General features: G+C 75.0%; 20 protein-coding genes and 1 riboswitch. Of the genes, 12 read left to right on the forward strand and 8 right to left on the reverse strand.

Annotated features, from left to right (window positions below; translation table 11 throughout):
• Window positions 1–347 precede the first annotated feature (347 nt).
• Complete coding sequence (locus Ae505Ps2_RS19160) at window positions 348–1,211, reverse strand: EamA family transporter (RefSeq protein ID WP_170917141.1); 864 nt, start codon at window positions 1,209–1,211, stop codon at window positions 348–350.
• A gap of 362 nt (window positions 1,212–1,573) precedes the next feature.
• On the opposite strand from Ae505Ps2_RS19160, the gene Ae505Ps2_RS19165 reads away from it, so the two are divergent.
• On the forward strand, window positions 1,574–1,759 hold the full coding sequence (locus Ae505Ps2_RS19165; protein WP_020623547.1) for a hypothetical protein: 186 nt from the start codon (window positions 1,574–1,576) through the stop codon (window positions 1,757–1,759).
• Window positions 1,760–1,866: 107 nt separating this feature from the next.
• Here Ae505Ps2_RS19165 and Ae505Ps2_RS19170 read toward each other — a convergent pair whose 3' ends face one another.
• Window positions 1,867–3,570 (reverse strand): choline dehydrogenase, encoded by a 1,704-nt coding sequence (locus tag Ae505Ps2_RS19170; RefSeq protein WP_075553831.1) that lies wholly within the window; start codon window positions 3,568–3,570, stop codon window positions 1,867–1,869.
• 117 nt (window positions 3,571–3,687) lie between these two features.
• On the opposite strand from Ae505Ps2_RS19170, the gene Ae505Ps2_RS19175 reads away from it, so the two are divergent.
• Window positions 3,688–4,116, forward strand: coding sequence for a hypothetical protein (locus tag Ae505Ps2_RS19175; RefSeq protein WP_075305748.1), 429 nt, complete (start codon window positions 3,688–3,690; stop codon window positions 4,114–4,116).
• Between the two features lie 9 nt (window positions 4,117–4,125).
• Here Ae505Ps2_RS19175 and Ae505Ps2_RS19180 read toward each other — a convergent pair whose 3' ends face one another.
• A complete protein-coding gene (locus Ae505Ps2_RS19180; protein WP_075305749.1) occupies window positions 4,126–4,848 on the reverse strand; it encodes a hypothetical protein in 723 nt (240 codons plus the stop codon).
• Window positions 4,849–5,084: 236 nt separating this feature from the next.
• Window positions 5,085–5,174, forward strand: a riboswitch (TPP riboswitch).
• A gap of 7 nt (window positions 5,175–5,181) precedes the next feature.
• Here Ae505Ps2_RS19180 and Ae505Ps2_RS19185 point away from each other — a divergent pair.
• From Ae505Ps2_RS19185 to Ae505Ps2_RS19215, 7 genes are all read left to right on the forward strand, one after another.
• On the forward strand, window positions 5,182–6,207 hold the full coding sequence (locus tag Ae505Ps2_RS19185; RefSeq protein WP_075553832.1) for an ABC transporter substrate-binding protein: 1,026 nt from the start codon (window positions 5,182–5,184) through the stop codon (window positions 6,205–6,207).
• Window positions 6,204–6,971 (forward strand): ABC transporter permease, encoded by a 768-nt coding sequence (locus Ae505Ps2_RS19190; RefSeq protein WP_020626771.1) that lies wholly within the window; start codon window positions 6,204–6,206, stop codon window positions 6,969–6,971. Before Ae505Ps2_RS19185 ends, Ae505Ps2_RS19190 begins: the two co-directional genes overlap by 4 nt.
• Window positions 6,968–7,696: an ABC transporter ATP-binding protein gene (locus tag Ae505Ps2_RS19195; RefSeq protein WP_020626772.1), complete on the forward strand. Its 729-nt coding sequence runs from the start codon at window positions 6,968–6,970 to the stop codon at window positions 7,694–7,696. Before Ae505Ps2_RS19190 ends, Ae505Ps2_RS19195 begins: the two co-directional genes overlap by 4 nt.
• Before the next feature lie 203 nt (window positions 7,697–7,899).
• A complete protein-coding gene (locus Ae505Ps2_RS19200) occupies window positions 7,900–9,048 on the forward strand; it encodes a substrate-binding domain-containing protein (RefSeq protein WP_075305752.1) in 1,149 nt (382 codons plus the stop codon).
• Between the two features lie 74 nt (window positions 9,049–9,122).
• The gene (locus Ae505Ps2_RS19205; RefSeq protein WP_075305753.1) at window positions 9,123–9,896 is read left to right on the forward strand and encodes an ATP-binding cassette domain-containing protein; all 774 of its coding nucleotides are present in this window, start codon (window positions 9,123–9,125) and stop codon (window positions 9,894–9,896) included.
• A 50-nt stretch (window positions 9,897–9,946) separates the two neighbouring features.
• The gene (locus Ae505Ps2_RS19210; RefSeq protein WP_043281127.1) at window positions 9,947–11,398 is read left to right on the forward strand and encodes an ABC transporter permease; all 1,452 of its coding nucleotides are present in this window, start codon (window positions 9,947–9,949) and stop codon (window positions 11,396–11,398) included.
• Between the two features lies 1 nt (window position 11,399).
• Window positions 11,400–12,572 (forward strand): ROK family protein, encoded by a 1,173-nt coding sequence (locus Ae505Ps2_RS19215; RefSeq protein WP_043281129.1) that lies wholly within the window; start codon window positions 11,400–11,402, stop codon window positions 12,570–12,572.
• Window positions 12,573–12,615: 43 nt separating this feature from the next.
• On the opposite strand, the gene Ae505Ps2_RS19220 is transcribed toward Ae505Ps2_RS19215, so the two are convergent.
• A complete protein-coding gene (locus tag Ae505Ps2_RS19220) occupies window positions 12,616–13,278 on the reverse strand; it encodes a haloacid dehalogenase type II (protein WP_075305754.1) in 663 nt (220 codons plus the stop codon).
• 18 nt (window positions 13,279–13,296) lie between these two features.
• On the opposite strand from Ae505Ps2_RS19220, the gene Ae505Ps2_RS19225 reads away from it, so the two are divergent.
• Window positions 13,297–14,052, forward strand: coding sequence for a cobalt-precorrin-6A reductase (locus Ae505Ps2_RS19225; RefSeq protein ID WP_075553833.1), 756 nt, complete (start codon window positions 13,297–13,299; stop codon window positions 14,050–14,052).
• On the opposite strand, the gene Ae505Ps2_RS19230 is transcribed toward Ae505Ps2_RS19225, so the two are convergent.
• Window positions 14,053–14,817, reverse strand: coding sequence for an SDR family NAD(P)-dependent oxidoreductase (locus Ae505Ps2_RS19230; protein ID WP_249265301.1), 765 nt, complete (start codon window positions 14,815–14,817; stop codon window positions 14,053–14,055).
• Window positions 14,818–14,875: 58 nt separating this feature from the next.
• Here Ae505Ps2_RS19230 and Ae505Ps2_RS19235 point away from each other — a divergent pair, with 58 nt between their 5' ends.
• Window positions 14,876–15,505, forward strand: coding sequence for a TetR family transcriptional regulator (locus Ae505Ps2_RS19235; protein WP_075305756.1), 630 nt, complete (start codon window positions 14,876–14,878; stop codon window positions 15,503–15,505).
• 129 nt (window positions 15,506–15,634) lie between these two features.
• On the opposite strand, the gene Ae505Ps2_RS19240 is transcribed toward Ae505Ps2_RS19235, so the two are convergent.
• Window positions 15,635–16,651, reverse strand: a complete 1,017-nt coding sequence (locus tag Ae505Ps2_RS19240) for an alcohol dehydrogenase catalytic domain-containing protein (protein ID WP_075553834.1) — start codon at window positions 16,649–16,651, stop codon at window positions 15,635–15,637.
• A gap of 56 nt (window positions 16,652–16,707) precedes the next feature.
• On the opposite strand from Ae505Ps2_RS19240, the gene Ae505Ps2_RS19245 reads away from it, so the two are divergent.
• On the forward strand, window positions 16,708–17,337 hold the full coding sequence (locus Ae505Ps2_RS19245) for an HAD-IA family hydrolase (RefSeq protein ID WP_233147510.1): 630 nt from the start codon (window positions 16,708–16,710) through the stop codon (window positions 17,335–17,337).
• Here Ae505Ps2_RS19245 and Ae505Ps2_RS19250 read toward each other — a convergent pair.
• Together Ae505Ps2_RS19250 and Ae505Ps2_RS19255 are read right to left on the reverse strand one after the other, a co-directional pair.
• Window positions 17,318–17,773, reverse strand: coding sequence for a GNAT family N-acetyltransferase (locus Ae505Ps2_RS19250; RefSeq protein ID WP_075305758.1), 456 nt, complete (start codon window positions 17,771–17,773; stop codon window positions 17,318–17,320). The genes Ae505Ps2_RS19245 and Ae505Ps2_RS19250 overlap by 20 nt on opposite strands.
• A 58-nt stretch (window positions 17,774–17,831) precedes the next feature.
• Window positions 17,832–19,388, reverse strand: coding sequence for a precorrin-2 C(20)-methyltransferase (locus Ae505Ps2_RS19255; RefSeq protein WP_075334218.1), 1,557 nt, complete (start codon window positions 19,386–19,388; stop codon window positions 17,832–17,834).
• Between the last annotated feature and the right edge of the window lie 14 nt (window positions 19,389–19,402).

A 19,402-nucleotide genomic window follows, 5' to 3' on the forward strand; every position in this document is an offset into this window, starting at 1 on the left:
GCGGATCACCGCGCAGACTGCGGATCACCGCGCAGACTGCGGATCACCGCGCAGACTGCGGATCACCGCGCAGACTGCGGATCACCGCGCAGACTGCGGATCTGCGCGCGCACCGCGGATCACCGTGGGGATGGCGGATCAGCGCGCGGACTCCGGATCAGCGCGGACTGGGGATCAGCGAGCGCCGCGGATCAGTGTGCGGACTCCGGAGGACCGTGCGCGGACGGATCAGCGTGCGGACTCCGGATCAGCGCGCGGACGGCGGATCACCGTGCGGACTGCGGATCACCGCGCGCGGAACGGATCACCGTGGGCGTCGTGTCGCCGTGCCGGTCAGGGCGGATCGGTCAGGACGGGGCGGCCCGGTCCCGGGCGGACGTGGCGGGCAGGGGGACCGGTTCGTCGCCGTCACGGGACCGCAGGGCCACGGCGAGGACCACCAGGCCGATCCCGACCGCCTCCAGCGTCCCGGGCAGCTGACCGAGCACCACGAGCCCGACCAGGGTCGCGGTGGCGGGCAGCAGCGCCAGCAGCACCGCGAACCGGGCCTGCCCGACCCGGCGCAGCACGACCTGGTCCAGCACGTAGGGGATCAGCGAGCTGAGCACACCCAGCCCGATGGACAGGGCGAGCACCGCCGGATCGGCGAGCGGTGCGAGGTTCGCGACGCCGAACCCGGTCACGGCTCCCGGACCCCCGACGAACAGCAGCGGGACCAGGACGACGGCGGCCACGGTGAACCCCGTCGCCAGGTCGTCGATGCCGGAACCGGCGCGTGCGACCCGTTTGCCCAGCACGATGTAGACGGCCCACATCGCCGCCGCGCCCAAGGCCCACAGCACCCCGGCCGGGCTGCCGGACCAGCGGACGTCGGCGATCAGGAGCACGCCGGCGGCGGCCAGGCCGACCGCGCCGATGTCGCGGAACCGGCGGGAGGCGAGCGCCGCGACCAGGACCGGTCCGGTGAACTCGACTGCCACCGCAGTGCCGAGCGGCAGCCGGGCGATCGCCTCGTAGTAGGCGACGTTCATCAGGGCCGTGGCCAGCCCGAACACCCCCGCGCGGACGAGGCGGACGCCGCGCCAGGCGTCGCGGCCGGGGCGGCGCCAGGCCAGCAGCAGCAGCGCGGCACCGATCAGCCGCAGCTCGGCGACCGCCGACGGCGCCAGCCGGTCGAACAGCCCGACGGCCAGTGCGGCCCCCACGTACATCGAGATCCCACCGGCCAGGAACAGCAGCGGAGCGGGAACACGATCGGGCGACGGGCGGGGACTCACTCGCCCACCGTAGTCCGCGACACACCGTATTTACCGTGGCGCGCTTGCACGTCGGCCGAGTTCCCCGCATGATTCACACGCAGTGAACTTCATACGCAATCGGTCACCGCGGGTACATCGCGGCGCCACCAGACCGTGCGGCCCGCGCCACACGTGACGGACGTCGCGACGCATCCCGGGAACACGTACAGGGGCCTCGAGCGTCTGTACAGGTGTGGGCGAGCCGCTCGTGCGGTCGTCACAGTGATACGGCGGCGAGCGCCCGAAGCCCGCCGCCGCGACGGAGGGAGACCGCTATGCAGCCCGAAACGCTGACCCGGCCCGAACTGACCCTTGCCGACCGTTGCGACCGCTGCGGTGCGGCTGCCAAGGTGCGCGCGATCCTGCCCTCCGGTGGGGAACTCCTGTTCTGCAACCACCACGGTCGTGCCCACGCCGAGAAGCTGCGTGAGTCCGGGGTGCAGGTGCAGACCGGGGAGTGACGCCCGGGGCCGCCGCGGCCCCCACACACAGACCCGCGAACGGGGCGGGGATCCGATCGGATCCCCGCCCCGTTCGGCATGTCGGGGGTGTCAGGAGGTCGGGCGCCTCAGGATGCCGGTGCGAACGGCTCCTGCCCTGAGCCCGTGCCCTCGTGCGTCCCGGCCCGCCGCGACGGCGCCGGGTCAGCGGGCAGCGGGGTCGCGCCGGTGACGATGTCGGCGGCCCGCTCGGCCACCGCCACCACGGGGCCGTAGGTGTTGGCGTTGGGCACGTCCGGGAAGATCGACGCGTCGACGATCCGCAGGCCCTCGGTGCCGTGCACCTGCAGCGTCGACGGGTCCACGACGGCGTCGGCGTCGGTGCCCATCCGCGCGGTGCTGGTCGGGTGCAGCCCGTTCTGGGCGCGCCGGGACACCCAGTCGAGGATCTCGGCGTCGGAGCGGACGGCCTCCCCGGGGAAGGTCTCCCCGGCGTCGAGGTCGGCGAACGCAGACTGGTTCAGGATCTCCCTGGCCAGGCCGACGGCCTCCACCCAGCGACGCCGGTCGCCGTCGGTGACCAGGTAGTTCTGCACCAGGCGCGGCGGGACCGCGGTGTCGCGGGACACCGCGCGCACCGTCCCCCGGACGTCGCCCGCCATCACCGAGACGTGCATCTCGTAGCCGTGCCCGACCGGCGGGACGTCCGGCGCGAAGCGCATCGCGACCGGCGCGAACAGCATCATCACGTCCGGGATGTCCCCGGCCATCGAGGTGGAGGCGAACCCGCCGATCTCGAAGTGGTTGCTCGCCCCGACCCCGGTGCCCGAGACCAGCCAGCGGGCCGCCGCGGCGGGCAGCCGGTGCGGTGCCCGCTGCGGCGCCAGCGAGATCGGCTGGGAGCAGGCGTGCTGCAGGTGCACCGCGAGGTGGTCCTGCAGGTTCGCGCCGACCCCCGGCAGCGCCACCCGGGTCTCGACGCCGATGCCCGCGAGGTGCTCCGGGTCGCCGAAACCGGACACCTGGAGCAGCTGCGGGGTCGCGATGGAACCGGCGGCCAGGATCGTCTCGCCGGCGTCGACGTCGCGGATGGTGCCGTCGGAGGCGCGGTAGCGGACCCCGATGACCCGGGTGCCGCGGGCGTCGGTGCGTAGCGCGCGGACCAGGGCGCCGGTGCGCACGGTCAGGTTGGGCCGGGAGCCGGCGACCGGGTGCAGCCACGCATCGGTGGCCGAGAAGCGGCGCCCGCGCGAGATCGTGCGTTCGGTGCGGGAGAAGCCCTCCTGGACCGGACCGTTCGTCGAGTCGACCAGCGCGTGCCCGGCCTGCTGGGCCGCGGCCAGGAACGCCGCGTTCAGCGGGCCGGCCGCCGGGGCCCGCTCGAGGACCTGCGGGCCGTGGCCGCCGTCGGGCAGCGGGGTGCCGTGCTCGGAGGTTCGACGCTCCAGGCGGCGGAAGTAGGGCAGCAGGTGGGCCGAGCTCCACTGCTCGCAGCCGGGCAGGCGGGACCAGCGGTCGTAGTCGCCCGGGTGGGCCCGCTGGTAGACCATCCCGTTGATGCTGCTGCTGCCGCCCAGGACCTTCCCGCGCGGGACGGCGATCCGCCGCCCGGCCAGACCCGACTCGGGCTCGGTGACGTAGCACCAGTCGTAGCGCGGGTTGCCCCACGCCTTGGACAGCGCGGCGGGCATCCGGATGATCGGGTCCCAGCGGTGGTCGGGGCGGCCCGCCTCGAGCATCAGCACCCGGCGTGTGGGATCCTCCGTGAGCCGCGAGGCCAGCACCGCCCCCGCGGATCCTCCGCCGACGATGACGACGTCGTACCGGCCCATTCGCGTCCTCCACACGTACTGTCGGGATTGCCCTGTTCGAGGGAGCAACCCCCCTTGCGTGGATCACGGTACGCCGCGGCCACCGCCCGTCGTCGCCGCCCCCGTACGCTCGACGGCGTGACGACGACCGAGCGTGGTGCGGACGACGGAGCGGACCTCCGCGACCGGCCCGCGGACGACGCCGACACCGCGCTGGCCGCCCTCGCGGCCCAGCTGGACGCGTCGGTCGCCGCGCTGTCCTCGGCCCGCCGACGGGTGGCCGAGCTGCAGGAACTGCGGGCACAGGGGCTGAGCTGGCGGGAGATCGTCCCGCGCGAGGCACGGCCGCTGATCGTCGAGACCCTCACCCGCACCCTCGACGGCCTGGGCGCCGTGGGTGGCCGGTTCCGCCGTGAGGAGGCCGTCGCGCTGCACGGCGAGGGCGAGTCGATCGCCGGGATCGGCAGGCTGTTCGGGGTCAGCCGCCAGCGCGCGTCGGCCTACCTGCAGGAGCACCAGCAGCTCCTCGAACGGGGCGCGTCCCGCGAGGACCGGCCGGAGACCTGACCCCGGGGATCAGGTCTGGTCGCGCCGGCGGTGCCGGGCCTGCCGCTGGGCGGGCACCCGCGGCGCCACCGGTGCCGCGGGGGAGCGGCGGGCCGCCGGGATCAGCGCGGTGCGGTCGACCGCGTCGGACTGCTCGGGCACCGCGGAGGCCGCGGTGCGCAGCTGCAGCCGGGCCAGCTCGCGGACGTCGGTGAGCCGGGCCGCGAGTGCGGTGACCACCGGCGCCAGCGCGACGACCAGCCGCTCGCCCAGCGGGTCGTCGGGCCCGCCCCGGGCGAACAGCTGCAGGGCGCCCGCGGTGCGCCCGGCGACCGGGACCGGCACGGACAGCGAGCGGACCAGGCCGCAGTCGGCCGCGGCCGCGGCCAGCTCGGGCGGCCCGGTCCGGGTCAGGTCCGGGGTGGTCAGCGTGCGGTCGCCGCGCTCGGCGGCGGGGCCCGGCCCGGCGTCGGCCCGGCGCTGCAGCTCCCCGAGGCGCAGGGCGGCGGTGTCGGACCCGAAGACCCGCCGAGCCTCGGGGTCGCGGGGGTCGGCGGGCTCGCGCAGCAGCAGCGCCGCACCTCCGACCCGGGCGGCGGGCACCAGTGCGACGCAGATCCCGGACAGCATCGCGGCGACGTCCGCGTGCGCGACGGAGACGGAACCGGCCTGCAACGCGACCCGCACCAGGGCGGGTGCCGGGTCGGGCGTCGGCCGCCCGGTCGTGCCGGAGGTCCAGAGCGAGGCCGCCATCTCGTCCCTTCCGCGTCAGCTCCCGCGAGCGAGGTCCGTGACACAGCGTCGCGGGTGTGGTGGGTGAGGATAACGATCGTGGTCACCGCCGCGGACGGCGGCTCGCCCGGCGCGTCCGACCGATCACCGCAGGTGACCGAAGTCGCGGCTCCGGTGACGGGGGGTGTCCGAACGGTGCGGTGCGACCGACGTCGCCCCGGCGGGACCGGGTGGGCCGCGTAAGGTCTCCGGACGTACCGCGGGAGCCCGCGCACCGAGGCTGAGAGGGCGGCAGGACCGGCCGCCGACCGTTCGAACCTGATCCGGGTCACACCGGCGTAGGGAGGCCGCCCCGTGCTGTCACGTGCTCTCCGTCCACTGGCCGTCGTGCTGGCGCTCGCGCTCGCCCTGTCCGGCTGCGCCGCGGGCGACGGCTCCGGGGCCGCGGCCGGGGGTGGGCCGATCCGCGTCGCGCTGGACTGGACGCCGAACACCAACCACATCGGGTTGTTCGCAGCCGAGCAGGCGGGCTACTTCCGCGACGCCGGTCTCGACGTCGAGTTCCTGCCCTACAACCAGACCTCGCCGGACACCCTGGTCGGCTCCGGCGCCGCGGACTTCGGCGTCGGCTTCCAGGACTCGTTCACCTTCTCCAAGGCCGCGGGTGCCGACATCACCTCGGTCATGGCGATCCTGCAGCACTGGGCCACCGAGATCGCCGTGCGCGCCGACCGGTCCGACCTCACGCGGCCGCGCGACCTCGACGGGAAGGTCTACGCCGGGTTCGGCGGGCCCGGCGAGAACCAGAAGATGCAGGCCGTGATCCGGGCCGACGGCGGGCGCGGCGACTTCCGCACCGAGGTGCTGTCCACCGCCGCCTACGAGGCGCTCTACTCGGGGCAGGCCGACTTCACCGAGCCGTTCGTCAACGTCGAGGGGATCGAGGCACAGCTGCGGGGCGAGCCGATCCGTACCTTCCGCTACACCGACTACGGCTTCCCGGACTCCTACAACGTGCTGCTGCTGGGCAACTCGACCTGGCTGCGGGACAACCCGGACACCGCCCGGAGGTTCGTGCAGGCCGTCCAGAAGGGCTACGCGCTGGCCGCGCAGGACCCGGCGACGGCGGCGCGGATGCTGAAGGAGGCCAACCCCGGCGCGTTCACCTCCGACGAGCTGGTCGACCGGGGCGCGCAGATGCTCAGTGAGCGCTTCCTGCGCGACGCGCAGGGCCGTGTGGGGTTCCAGACCCCGCAGCAGTGGGCCGGCTTCTCCGGGTTCCTCTACGACACCGGCACCGTCGCGGGGCCGGACGGGGCCCCGGTGCGGCAGAAGCCGGACTTCTCGACCTGGTTCACCAACGACTACCTGGCACCGTGACCCGTCGGCTGTGGCCGGCCGCCGCGCTGGTCACCGCGCTGCTGCTCACCTGGCAGGTCGCGGTCACCGTCGCCGGCACCCGGCCCCAGGTGCTGCCCTCGCCGCTGCGGGTGGTCGAGCAGGGCTGGGCGTTCCGGGCCGAGCTCTGGGCGAACACCCTCCCGACGGTCCAGGTGACGCTGATCGGGTTCACCGTCTCGATGGCGCTGGCCTGGGCCGCGGCGGTCGCGGTGGACTTCTCGCCCTGGCTGCGGCGGGCGCTGACCCCCCTCCTGGTGGCCTCGCAGACACTGCCGGTGGTCGCGATCGCGCCGCTGCTCATCATCTGGTTCGGTTTCGGCCTGCTGCCGAAGGTGCTGGTCATCGCCCTGGTGACGTTCTTCCCGGTGGCGGTCGGGCTGATCGAGGGCTTCGCCGCGACCGACCGCGCCGCGACCGCCCTGCTGCGGTCGATGGGTGCCTCGCGCTGGCAGCGGTTCCGCTACGTGCGGCTGCCGGGGGCGCTGCCGTCGTTCTTCACGGCGCTGCGGATCGCGATCACCTACGCGGTGACCGGGGCGATCTTCGCCGAGTACGTCGGCGCCCGGGCCGGCCTGGGGATCTTCATGCAGCTCCAGAAGAACCAGTTCCGCACCGACCTGGTGCTCGCCGCGGTCGGCGTCACCGCCGTGCTGTCGGTGACGTTGTTCGCACTGACCTTCCTGCTCCAGCGCCTGGTCACGCCCTGGTACGTGGCCGACCACGACGGAGGAGGTGCGCGGTGAAGGTCGTGGTGCGCGACCTGTCGGTGTCCTACGGCGACCTGCCGGTGCTGTCCGGGGTGCACCTGGACGTCGCGCCGGGGGAGTTCGTGTCGCTCGTCGGGCCGTCGGGATGCGGCAAGTCGACGCTGTTCGGGGCGCTGGCGGGCATCCTCGACGGGGCGACGGTGACCGGCGACATCGAGGTCGACGGCGGCCCGGTGCGCGGTGCCCCGTTCGGTCTGATGCCCCAGCAGGACCTGCTGTTCCCGTGGCGCACGGTCCTCGACAACACCGCCCTCGGGCTGGAGGTCGCCCGCGTGCCGCGCCGCGAGGCCCGCGAGCGCGCCCGCGCGCTGTTCGAGCCGTTCGGGCTGGCCGGCTTCGAGGACGCCCGCCCGGGCGAGCTCTCGGGCGGCATGCGCCAGCGCGCGGCGCTGCTGCGCACCGTCGTCGCGGGCCGGCAGGTGCTGCTGCTCGACGAGCCGTTCGGCGCGCTGGACGCGCTCACCCGGACCGCGATGCAGGACTGGCTGGAGTCGGTGCGCGCCCGCTACGGCTGGACGACGGTCCTGATCACCCACGACGTGCGGGAGGCGGCCCTGCTCTCGGACCGGGTGCTGGTGTTCTCGCCGCGCCCGGCGACGGTGGTGCGGGAGCTCGTCGTCGACTCCGGGCGCCCGCGCAGCCGTACCGACCCGGCGCTGGCCGCGGTCGAGGCGGACCTGCTGGACACCCTGCGCGGCTGAGGCAGGGCCGGCGTTCCGGCGCTCCGGATCGTGCCCGAGGGCAACAAAGTCGGCGTTCGTGACCGGATCGTGATGACGAAACGGGAACTGTCTCGATTCAGAAGGCTGTTGCGGAGCCGGTTCCGCCCAATACGTTGGCGCTCGCAACATTCACCCGTTCGTGATCATGCGAGCGGTCCACAACGTCGTGGAGGGAGACCCCGATGGGGGCACGGAACACGGGGCGCGGTCCCCGGCTGCGTCGGGCGGTCGCGGCGGCGGGCCTCGGCCTGCTGCTGGCCGTCGCGGGCTGCGGACAGAACAGCGCGGGCGGCGGCGGGGACACCGCCGGCGGTGGCTCCGGCGGGTCCGGCGGTGGGGTGAAGGTCGGGGTGATCCTCCCCGAGACCGACTCCTCGGCCCGCTGGGAGGGCTTCGACAAGCCCATGCTGGACGCGGCGCTGCGCGCCGAGGGCATGGACCCCGACATCCAGAACGCCCAGGGCGACGAGCAGAAGTTCTCCACCCTGGCCGACGGCATGATCTCCAGCGGCGTCAAGGTCATGATCATCGCCTCGATCAGCAGCGACGGCGGCACGGCCGTCGCCCAGAAGGCGAAGGCCCAGGGCATCCCGGTCATCGACTACGACCGGCTCAACCTCGGCGGCGTCAGCGACTACTACGTCTCCTTCGACAACGAGAAGGTCGGCGCCCTGCAGGGCGAGGGCCTGGTCCAGGGCATCGGCAACAAGCCGGGCGCCCAGGTCATCGAGATCGAGGGCGCGCCGACCGACAACAACGCGACCCTGTTCTACAACGGCCAGCAGAGCGTGCTGAAGCCCAAGTACGAGTCCGGGGCCCTGAAGCTGGTGCAGAGCCAGAAGATCGACAAGTGGGACAACCAGGTCGGCGGCACCACCTTCGAGCAGATCCTCACCGGCAACGGCGGCAAGGTCGACGGCGTCGTCGCCGCCAACGACGGCCTCGCCGGCGCCATCGTCACGGTGCTGGCCAAGTACGGCCTGAACGGCAAGGTCGTGGTCACCGGCCAGGACGCCACCGCCGACGGCCTCGCCGCGATCCTGCGCGGGGACCAGTACATGACGGTGTTCAAGCCGATCGAGCAGGAGGCGCAGGCCGCCGCGAAGCTCGCCGGCGCCCTGGCCAAGGGCGACACCGCGGCCGCCGACGGCGTCGCCACCCAGACGGTCAAGGACCCGAAGGGCAACCGTGATGTCAAGTCGCTGCTGCTCGAGCCGCAGCTGATCACCAAGGACTCGGTCAAGAAGGTCACCGACGCCGGCTACGTCAAGGCCTCGGAGATCTGCAACGCCGAGACCCAGGCCGCCTGCGGCCAGCTCGGCATCAAGTAGGACCCGCAGCCGGTCCGGGCCGCGGCGGTGATCCCGCCGCGGCCCGGCCGGCGCCCACGTGGAAGGTGCCCGAAGTGGCCGACCCCATCCTCTCCCTGCGCGGTGTCTCCAAGAGCTTCGGCGCCGTGCAGGTCCTGCACGACGTCGACCTGACCGTGCGCGCCGGCGAGGTCACCGCGCTCGTCGGCGACAACGGCGCGGGAAAGTCCACCCTGGTCAAGTGCGTCGCGGGGATCCACCCGATCGACTCCGGCGAGGTCCTGTTCGAGGGGGCTCCGGTGACCGTCGCCGGCCCGTCGGACGCCGCCAAGCTCGGCATCGAGGTCGTCTACCAGGACCTCGCGCTCGCCGACAACCTCGACATCGTCCAGAACATGTTCCTCGGCCGCGAGCGCGGGCGCTCCTGGATGCTCGACGAGGGCTCGATGGAGCAGGCCGCCCGCGACACCCTCGCGTCGCTCTCGGTCCGCACCGTCACCTCGGTCCGGACCCCGGTCGCGTCGCTGTCCGGCGGGCAGCGCCAGACCGTCGCGATCGCCAAGGCGGTGCTCTGGGACTCGCGTGTCGTGCTGCTCGACGAGCCGACCGCGGCGCTCGGCGTCGCCCAGACCCGCCAGGTGCTCGACCTCGTGCGACGGCTGGCCGAGCAGGGCCTCGGCGTCGTGCTCATCAGCCACAACATGGCCGACGTCTTCGAGGTGTCCGACCGGATCGCCTGCCTCTACCTCGGCCGGATGGTCGCGCAGGTCCCGACCCGCGAGGTCACCCACTCCGACGTCGTCGCGCTCATCACCGCGGGCCGCTCCGGCGAGCTCGGGCTGCCGCGGCCCGAGCAGGCGGTGTCCTGATGGCCCCCCACCCCGACCCGTCCGGCCCGGCCGGCCCGGGAGGAGACACCGTGACCGAACGGACGCCCGCGCCCGAGCAGGAGCAGAGCGCGGCCCGCCGGGCGAACCCCGCCAACCGGGCCGCCGACTTCGGCATCGACACCACCGCCCGCACCACCCGCGAGGCGATCACGGCCTACCTGCGCGGGCTGCGCGGCGGCGACCTGGGCTCGCTGCCCGCGCTGCTCGGCCTGGCCGCGCTGTTCGTGCTGTTCAGCGTGCTCGACTCGGGCGGCACGTTCCCGAGTCTGCTCAACCTCGCCAACCTGCTCCAACAGGGCGCCGGTCCGACCATCATCGCGATGGGCCTGGTGTTCGTGCTGCTCACCGGGGAGATCGACCTGGCCGCCGGCACGGCGTCCGGGCTGGCCGCGGCGCTGATGGCGCTGCACCTGATGAGCGACGGCAACGTGCTCGGCGCCACCGGCACCACCGTGTTCGTCCTGCTGGTGGCGGTCATGCTGGCCGGTGCCGTGCTCGCGGCGCTGGTCCGGGTGTGGGCCGGGTCGGTGATCAGCCTGCTCACCGCGGTCGTGCTCGTGATCGGGGTCCCGGCGAACGCGTTCACCGTGATGGGGCTCGCCGTCGGCGTCGGGGTGGTGATCGGCTGCCTCACCGGGTTCCTCGTGGCCCGGATCGGGATGCCGTCGTTCGTCGTGACGCTGGCGTTGTTCATCACGTGGCAGGGGGTGATCCTGCAGCTCATCGGCGACGGCGGCACCATCGCGCTGCGGGACCCCTTGATCAACGCGGTGGCGAACGGCAATCTCTCGGTCACGGCGTCGTGGGTGCTGTTCGTGGTCGTCGCCGGTGGCTACGCGCTGGTCCAGACGGTCCGGCTGCGGACCCGGCTGCGCAGCGGGCTGGTCGCGCCGCCGACGGGCCTGGTCGCGTTGAAGATCGGAGCGGTGGTGGTGCTCGGCGGCCTGGTGACGTTCGCGCTGGTCCAGGACCGTTCACCGGGCGTCATCGCGATCGCCGGGGTGCCCTACGTCGTCCCGATCGTGCTCGTCCTGCTGGTGCTCGGCACCTGGGTGCTCGACCGGACCCGGTTCGGCCGCCACGTCTACGCCGTCGGCGGCAACCGGGAGGCCGCGCGCCGGGCCGGCATCGACGTCGCCCGCATCCGGGCGTCGGTGTTCGTCATCTCCACCGCCTTCGCCGCGATCGGCGCGATCGTCTACTCGTCGAAGATCGGGTCGGTGAACCCGGCGGCCGGTGGCGGCAACACCCTCCTGTTCGCGGTCGGCGCCGCGGTCATCGGCGGCACCTCGCTGTTCGGCGGACGCGGCCGGATCAGCAACGCCGTCATCGGCGGCACGGTGCTGGCCACGGTGCAGAACGGCCTCGGCCTGCTCAAGCAGCCCGCCGCCGTCGTGTTCGTGGTGACCGGCCTGGTGCTGCTGCTCGCGGCCGGTGTCGACGTGGCGTCACGGCGCCGGGCGGCGGCCACCGGCCGGTGACATGACCCAGCCCGGATCGGGGACCCGACCCGACGACGCGCGCCGGCACAACCGGGCCGTCCTCTTGCGTCGGCTGCACGTCGAGGGACCCTGCACCCGCGCGACGCTGGCCGGCGAGCTCGGCCTCAACCGCAGCACGATCAAGGCGGTGGTGGACGGGCTCGCCGAGGCGGGCGTCGTCACCGAGGCCGTCCCGGCCCGGCGCTCGGGGGCCGGACGGCCGTCGCTGCTGGTGCTGCCCGACCCGCAGGCGGCGGTGGTGCTCGCCGTCGACATCCGGGTCGAGCAGGTGGCGCTGGCGATGGTCGGCATCGGCGGCCAGATCCTCGGGCGGCACAGCTGGAACCTGCACCGCACCACCCGGCTGCCCGGCGAGGTGATCACCCACCTCGCCGAGTCCGCCGCCCTGCTCCGCGACGAGCTGGGCGTCGCCGAGCAGGCGGTCGGGGTGTCGGTGCCCGGCGTCGTCCGGCGCTCCGACGGCTTCGTGCACGAGGCACCCAACCTCGGCTGGCGCGACGTCGACCTGGGCACCCGGCTCGCCGCCGTCCTGGCCCGGCCGGTGCAGGTCGCCAACGACGCCGAGGCCGGAGCACTCGCCGAGCACCTGCGCGGGATCGGCCGCGACGTCGCCGACATGGTCTACCTGTCCGCCGACGTCGGCGTGGGCGGCGGTGTCGTGTCCGGCGGGACGCCGCTGCGCGGCACCGGCGGCTACGTCGGCGAGCTCGGGCACCTCATGGTCCGACCGGACGGGCGGGAGTGCTTCTGCGGCTCGCACGGCTGCTGGGAGACCGAGGTCGGCGAGCCCGCGCTGTGCCGCGCGCTGGGGCTGCCCGAGGACACCCCGCGCGGGGTGCTCGTCGCCGAGCTGCGCGACCTGGCCGCGGTACCGGGGCGGGCCGACCGGCTGCTGGCGGACTACGCCGGATGGATGACCGCCGGGCTCGTCACGGTGGTGAACATGCTGGCCCCGGAGCTCGTCGTACTGGGGGACCTGTTCGGGGCGCTGCCGCCGTCGGTCGTCGAACGGGTCGGCTCCGAGCTGCGCCGACGCAGCCTGGTCAGCCGGGCCACGGGCGGGACCCGGCTCGCGGTGTCCCCGCTCGGCCGCGACGGCGCGCTCGTCGGCGCGGCCGAGATCGCGTTCGAGCCGGTGCTGGCGGCGGTCTGACGCCGTGCCGGGGCCGGCCCGGCACCACGGCCGGCCCGCGGGCTCAGGCCAGGTGGCCGGCCAGCGCCGCCAGCGCGCCGACGGTGAAGGTCGGCGGGGTGAGGTACCCGGGCCAGGTGTCGCCGTGGCGGTCCAGCCAGGCCGTCGCCATCCCGACCCGCGCGGCGCCGTGCAGGTCCCACGGGTGCACCGCGACCATCACCGCCTCGCCCGCGTCGACCCCGCAGGCCCGCAGCGCGTACCGGTAGGACTCCGGCGCCGGCTTCCAGATCCCGGCGTCCTCGACCGACAGCACGGCGTCGAACTGCTCGCGCAGGCCGTGGTCGCCGAGCAACCGCTCGGCCACCGACGCGGCGCCGTTCGACAGCGTCACCAGCCGCAGCCCCGCGGCCCGCAGCGCCGCGACCCCGCCGTGCACGTCGTCGTGCACCGGCAGCTCCAGAAATCCGTCGACGACGTGCCGGGCGCCCCGGTCGGGGTCGGTGACCCCGTGCCGGCGCAGCAGCCCGGCCGCGGTCGCCGTCGCCAGCTCGGCGAAGGTCGTCAGCTCCCCGCCCGCGGCCTGCGCCATGCCCTCGCGCAGGGTCGCGGCGAACCACAGGGGCCCGAGCGACTCCGGTGCGCCCAGCGCGGCGAACCGGGCCCCCATGGGTGTCAGGCCCGACAGGGTCTCGTTGACGTCGAACACCACGGTCGTGATCGCCATCCCCCTACCCTGACGGGTGTGAGTGCTCCCCGCACGGTGCTGGTCCTCGGCGGTACGACCGACGGCCGTGCCGCGGCCGCCGCGCTGGCCGTCCGCGACGACGTCCGGGTCGTGTCGTCGCTGGCCGGGGCCGTGCGCAGCCCGGCCCTGCCCGACGGCGAGGTCCGGATCGGCGGGTTCGGCGGTGCCGACGGGCTGGCCGCGCACCTGCGTACCGAGCGGGTGGCGGTGGTGCTCGACGCCACCCATCCGTTCGCGTCGACGATGACCGCGAACGCGGCCGCCGCCTGCGCGGGCACCGGGGTGCCGCTGGTCGTGCTGCGCCGGCCGGGCTGGACGCCCGGGCCGGGGGACCGGTGGCACCGGGTCCCCTCGGTCGCCGCCGCGGCGGCCGCGCTGCCCGACCTGCTCCCCGGCCCCGCCGGGCGGGTCCTGCTCACGACCGGCCGCGGGGGACTGGCGCACTTCGCCGATGTCGACGCGGCGTTCTGGATCCGGGCGGTCGACCCGCCCGACGGCCCGCTGCCCGCCCGGCACGAGCTGCTGCTCGACCGGGGCCCGTTCGCCCTCGACGACGAGCGCGCCCTGTTCGACGCCGTCGTCCCGCACGTGCTGGTCACCAAGGACTCCGGCGGCGCGGCGACCGCGCCGAAGCTCGCCGCGGCCCGGGAGCGCGGGGTGGCGGTCCTGCTCGTCGACCGGCCGCCGCTGCCCGGTGGGGTCGCGGTGGAGTCCACGGTGGAGGCGGCTCTGGCCCGGCTGCTCGGGGACTGATCACCAGGGGACCGGCTCGCCCGTCCAGTCGACGAAGGTGCCGGTCGGGCCGCCGTCGGGGGCCAGCAGGAGCCGCACCGCGCCGGCGGCGGCCTCGGCCGGGTCCCCGGCGGACGTGGCCGCGCGGGCGTTGAGGTTGGTCGCCCGCAGCCCCGGGGCCAGCGCGTTCACCGCGATCCCGGCGTCGGCGAGCGACTGGGCGTAGGACACGGTGAGCGCGTTCAGGGCCGTCTTCGACGACCGGTAGGCCGCCGCGCCCCCGCCCGAGCGGTGGTCGAACTGCCGGTTCGGGCCGGTGCTCCAGGTCAGCGACCCGGTCCCGCTGGAGACGTTGAGGATCCGTGGATGAGCCGAGCGCCGCAGCGCGGGCAGGAACGCGTTGGTCACCGTGACGACGCCGAACACGTTCACCTCGTAGACCCGGCGCAGGTCCTCTGCGGTCGACTCCGGGGCCGTCGCGAACGAGTCGCCCACCCCGGCGTTGTTCACCAGCAGGTCCACCCGTTCGACGGCGGCAGCCGCCGCCGCGACCGAGGCCGCATCGGTCACCTCCAGCGCGAGCGGCCGGGCGCCCGCACCGAGTGCGGCGACCGCGTCGGCACCGCGGGCGGCGTCGCGCGCCCCGACGTACACGGTGAGTCCCGCGGCCAGCAGCCCGCGGGCGATCTCGAACCCGATCCCGCTGTTCGCGCCGGTGACGACGGCGACGTCGCCCGCACCCGGTCCGGTCGGCTCGGTCATGACGGCCTCCATCTCGATCTCCATCTCCAACTCCAACGATGGCGTTGGAGATGAGCGTACGCCCCTCCGCTACCGTGCGGCCATGGCCTGGGACACCGAGGGGACGCGACGCAGGCTGAAGGACGCGGCCACCGCCGAGTTCGCCGAGCGCGGCCGCGAGGGCACGACGATGAGCCGCATCGCCGCCCGGGCCGGGATCAACAAGGAGCGCCTCTACAGCTACTTCGGCGACAAGCAGGCACTCTGGGACCTCGTGCTGGCCGAGCAGCTCGAGCTGCTCGCCGCCGGCGTCCGCGCGACCGGGACCGGCCTCGACGACGTCGGCGAGTTCGCCGGGGCCACGTTCGACCACCACGCCGACCACCCGGTGCTCGCCCGGCTGCTGCAGTGGGAGGGGCTGGACGCCACCGGACACGTCGCCGGGCGCCCGGGGCGCAGCCGGCACTACCGGGAGAAGGTCGAGCGGTTCGCGGCCGCGCAGCGCGCCGGGACGATCGACGACGGCCTCGACCCGGCCCATCTGGTGTTCGCGCTGATCGCGCTGGCCGCCTGGTGGCACACGGTGCCCCAGCTCGCCTCGATGGTGACCGGTGCCGAGCCCGGTGACCCGGCCGAGCGGGCCGCGCGCCGTGCCTTCGTCGTGGAGGCCGCCCGGCGCCTCGCCGCGCCGCGGCGGTCCCCGGACGAGGTGCCCGGCCCGGATCGGGGGTAGCGGCCGGCCCACCGGTCGCGCGTCGTCCGTCGGGGCATCCGGAACCCGGGGGCTGCCGGAACCCGGGGGAGGCCGGAACGTGGGCACGCCGCACCCCGGGGCGGACCGGGTCCCGGGGCAGGCCGGGGCTCAGGGCAGGCCGACGAGGATCCCGCCCGGTTCCGGGGCCGCGGCCAGCGCCCCGGCGAGCGCGTCCAGCCCGGTCCGCCGGGTGACCAGCCGGCCCGGGTCGAGGCGGCCCTCGGCGACGAGTGCCATCAGCTCCGGGTAGTCCGCGGCGGCCATGCCGTGGCTCCCGGTGACCGTCAGCTCGTGCGCGATCATCAGCGGCACCGGCACCACCGGCTCCCGGGCGAGCAGGCCGATCTGCACCAGCGTCCCCTGCCTGCGCAGCGACCGGACGCCGAGGTCCAGGGCGTCCGCCCGGCCCGCGGCCTCCACCGCGAGGCGGGCGCCGCCGTCGCCGACGGCCTCGCGGACCGCGTCCGGGCCGTGGGCGGTGTCCACCGCCGCCGCCGCGCCCAGCTCGACCGCCCGGGCCCGGGCCGCGGGCGAGGGGTCCGCGACGACCGACTCGGCGCCCAGCGCCGCCGCGATCAGCACCGCGGCCAGGCCGACCCCGCCCGCGCCGAGCACGAGGACCCGCTCCCCGGCGACCAGCCCGCCGCGCCCGACCAGCGCCCGGTGCGCGGTGGCGACCCGGCAGCCGAGCAGCGCGGCCCCGGCGGCGTCGGCGTCGTCGGGGACCGGCACCAGGTTGTGGTCGGCATGGTGCAGCGCGACGAGCTCGGCGAAGGAGCCGTCGTGGGTGAAGCCGGGCTGCTGCTGGTGCGGGCAGACCTGTGCGCGGCCCGCCCGGCAGTCCGGGCACACACCGCAGCCGCAGACGAACGGCGCCGTGACCCGGTCACCGGCCCGGAACCGGGTGACCCCGGTGCCGGTCGCGGCCACGCGCCCGACCAGCTCGTGGCCGGGGACGTGGGGGAGCGTCACGTCGCCGTCGTGCCCGGCCCAGGCGAAGCGGTCGCTGGCACACAACCCGGTCGCCTCCACCTGCACGACCACCCCGCCCGCGGGCGGCGTGGGGTCCGGCAGGTCGACGACCTCGGGTGGCGCACCGAACGCGGTGATCCGTACTGCTCGCATGGAGGGGATCCTTCCAGGCTCGATATGCTCGCCGTCCGAGGGAAAGGGGTGGTGCGGTGTACGCCGCGATCCTGTTCGACATGGACGGCACCCTGGTGGAGTCCGACGAGGCGGTCGCCCGGTCCTGGGCCGCCTGGGCCCGCGAGTACGGCGTCGCCGAGGCCGACCTGGTCCGCGTCGCGCACGGGGTGCCGAGCGACGGCACGATCCGGCTGCTGCGCCCGGACCTCACCGGTGCCGTGCTCGACGCGGCCGCGGCCCGCCAGCTCGAGCTGCAGTACGACGACCTCGACGACGTCGTCGCGCTGCCCGGCGCGCACGCGCTGCTCGCCGCCCTCGACGCGGCGCGGATCCCGTGGGCCGTCGTGACCAGCGCCGACCGGCGGCTCGCCGAGGCCCGCCTCGGCGCCGCCGGGATCGTCGCACCGGTGCTCGTCGCCCGCGACGACGTGCGGCACGGCAAGCCGGACCCGGAGGGCTACCGCGCCGCGGCGGCCGCACTCGGGGTGGACCCGGCCACCTGCCTCGTCGTCGAGGACGCACGGGCCGGGCTCGACGCGGGCCGGGCCGCCGGCGCGGCGACCGCGGCGCTGCGGGGACTCGACGGGGACCTGCGACTCTCCGGGCTGCCCGAGCTCACGGCCCTGCTGGGGCTCGCGGACGCGGTCAGACCGGGCGGCTCATGACGGTCAGCCCCGGACCGGGCACGCCGTCGGCGACGAACCCGGTCCGGAGGTAGAAGGCGATCGCGCGGGCGTTGTCCGGCTCCACCTTCAGCGACAGCGTGCGCGACCCGTTCTCGCGAGCGACGGCGGTGACCGCGTCGACCAGCGCGTCGGCCACCCCGGTACCGCGAAGGTCGGGGTGCACCCACATGCCGTACAGCAGGCCGTCGCCGTCGTCACCGGCCCGCCAGCACGCGGTGCCGACCGGGCGGTCGCCGTCGAAGGCGGCGAAGCGGACGTGCTCGGTCAGGACCACCCGCCAGGCGGCCGGTTCGAGGGCGGCCTGCTCGCGGTAGAAGTCGCTGTCCTCACCGAACCCGTCCCGCACCGACGCGAGGCGGGCCACGCGGGCCTGCTCCCAGTCGTCGGGCCCGAATCGCCACACCCGCAGTTGCACGGCGTGACGCTAGCGCGGAACCGGCATCCGTCAGGATGTCGTCAACGAGCCGATGTGATCAGTCGGTCGTCGTGCCGCCGGGGCCGTAGTGCCGGGGGGTGAACACGACGGTCGTGCCGCCGCGCTCGACCGCCCGGGTCGTCGACGAGCCGACGACCACCAGGGTCCGCATGTCCACCTGCTCCGGGTCCAGCTCGCCCAGCGTGGTGACGACGACCCGCTGCCCGGCGCCGCCGACGTCGCGGCCCAGCACCACCGGCGTGTCCGGGGCGCGGTGCTCCAGCAGCACGTCGCGGGCCGCCCCGACCTGCCACGGCCGGGCCTTCGAGCGCGGGTTGTAGATCGCGATCGCCAGGTCGGCCGCGGCCACGGCACGCAGCCGGTCCGCGACGACGTCCCACGGCTTGAGCCGGTCCGACAGCGAGATCAGGGCGTGGTCGTGCCCCAGCGGGGCGCCGACGGCGGCCGCCACGGCCTGCGCCGCGGACATGCCGGGCAGCACCCGGACCGGGACGTCGTGGTACTTCGGCTCCGCGGCCACCTCCAGCACCGCGGTCGCCATCGCGAACACCCCCGGGTCCCCGGCGGAGACGACGGCGACCCGCCGACCCGAGGCGGCGAGGTCCAGCGCGTGCGCGGCCCGCTCGGACTCGACCTTGTTGTCCGAGGCGTGCCGCGTCTGACGCGGGTTCGGCGGCACCCGGTCCAGGTAGGGGCCGTAGCCGACGAGGTCGTCCGCCTCGGACAGCGCGCGGGCGACCTGCGGGGTCAGCCAGTCCCGCCCGGCGGGCCCGGTCCCGACGACGACGACCTCACCCGGCCCGCGCACCGACCGCTCCTCGGCCGCCGCGCCCCCGCGCTCCGCGACGGACGCCACGGCCTCCTCGGGCACCGATGCGGCGACCTCGCCGGGCACCAGGGTGATCGCGAAGTAGGGCACGTCCGAGGGGTCCACGTCGGACAGTGCCCCGGTCCGCTGCCCCTCCATCGTCGCCCGCTCGACGTAGCGGGCCCGGTCGAGCACGCCGGCGTCGGCCATCGCCCCGCGGACCGCGGTGAAGGTGCGCCCGAGCTTCATCACCGCCGCCGAGTCGGTCCCCGCGAGCCGCCGGGCCAGCTCCTCACGGGGCAGCGTGCCCGGGAGCACGGTGAGTACCTCGTCGCGCTCCACCAGCGGCTGCCCGATCGCCGCGGCCGCACCGCTGATCGAGGTCACGCCCGGCACGACCTCGGTGCGATAGCGCCCCGCCAGGCGCTTGTGCATGTGCATGTAGGAGCCGTAGAACAGCGGGTCGCCCTCGGCGAGCAGCACGACGTCGCGGCCCGCGTCCAGGTGCGCGGCGAGCCGGGCGGCGGCCTCGGCGTAGAACGCGTCGATCGCGCCCTGGTAGCCGCCGGGGTGGTCGGTTGCCTCGGTGGTGACCGGGTAGACCAGGGCCTCCTCGATCGCGGTGCCCGACAGGTGCGGCTCGGCGATCCGGCGCGCGATGGAGCGGCCGTGCCGCGCGGAGTGGTAGGCGATGACGTCGGCGTCGCGGACGAGCCGGGCGGCCTTAATGGTCGTCAGCTCGGGGTCGCCCGGACCGAGGCCGACGCCGTAGAGGGTGCCCGTCACGCTGTGCTGCTGCG

The organism is Pseudonocardia sp. Ae505_Ps2, from assembly GCF_001932425.1.
GTDB lineage: Bacteria > Actinomycetota > Actinomycetes > Mycobacteriales > Pseudonocardiaceae > Pseudonocardia.

What these genes read in the sequence shown, in the direction of transcription:
- Ae505Ps2_RS19160 (WP_170917141.1), bottom strand. Translation starts at nt 1,211, where the DNA reads ATGTACGTGGGGGCCGCACTGGCCGTCGGGCTGTTCGACCGGCTGGCG.
- Ae505Ps2_RS19165 (WP_020623547.1), top strand. Translation starts at nt 1,574, where the DNA reads ATGCAGCCCGAAACGCTGACCCGGCCCGAACTGACCCTTGCCGACCGT.
- Ae505Ps2_RS19170 (WP_075553831.1), bottom strand. Translation starts at nt 3,570, where the DNA reads ATGGGCCGGTACGACGTCGTCATCGTCGGCGGAGGATCCGCGGGGGCG.
- Ae505Ps2_RS19180 (WP_075305749.1), bottom strand. Translation starts at nt 4,848, where the DNA reads ATGGCGGCCTCGCTCTGGACCTCCGGCACGACCGGGCGGCCGACGCCC.
- Ae505Ps2_RS19200 (WP_075305752.1), top strand. Translation starts at nt 7,900, where the DNA reads ATGGGGGCACGGAACACGGGGCGCGGTCCCCGGCTGCGTCGGGCGGTC.
- Ae505Ps2_RS19215 (WP_043281129.1), top strand. Translation starts at nt 11,400, where the DNA reads ATGACCCAGCCCGGATCGGGGACCCGACCCGACGACGCGCGCCGGCAC.
- Ae505Ps2_RS19220 (WP_075305754.1), bottom strand. Translation starts at nt 13,278, where the DNA reads ATGGCGATCACGACCGTGGTGTTCGACGTCAACGAGACCCTGTCGGGC.
- Ae505Ps2_RS19230 (WP_249265301.1), bottom strand. Translation starts at nt 14,817, where the DNA reads ATGGAGATCGAGATGGAGGCCGTCATGACCGAGCCGACCGGACCGGGT.
- Ae505Ps2_RS19235 (WP_075305756.1), top strand. Translation starts at nt 14,876, where the DNA reads ATGGCCTGGGACACCGAGGGGACGCGACGCAGGCTGAAGGACGCGGCC.
- Ae505Ps2_RS19240 (WP_075553834.1), bottom strand. Translation starts at nt 16,651, where the DNA reads ATGCGAGCAGTACGGATCACCGCGTTCGGTGCGCCACCCGAGGTCGTC.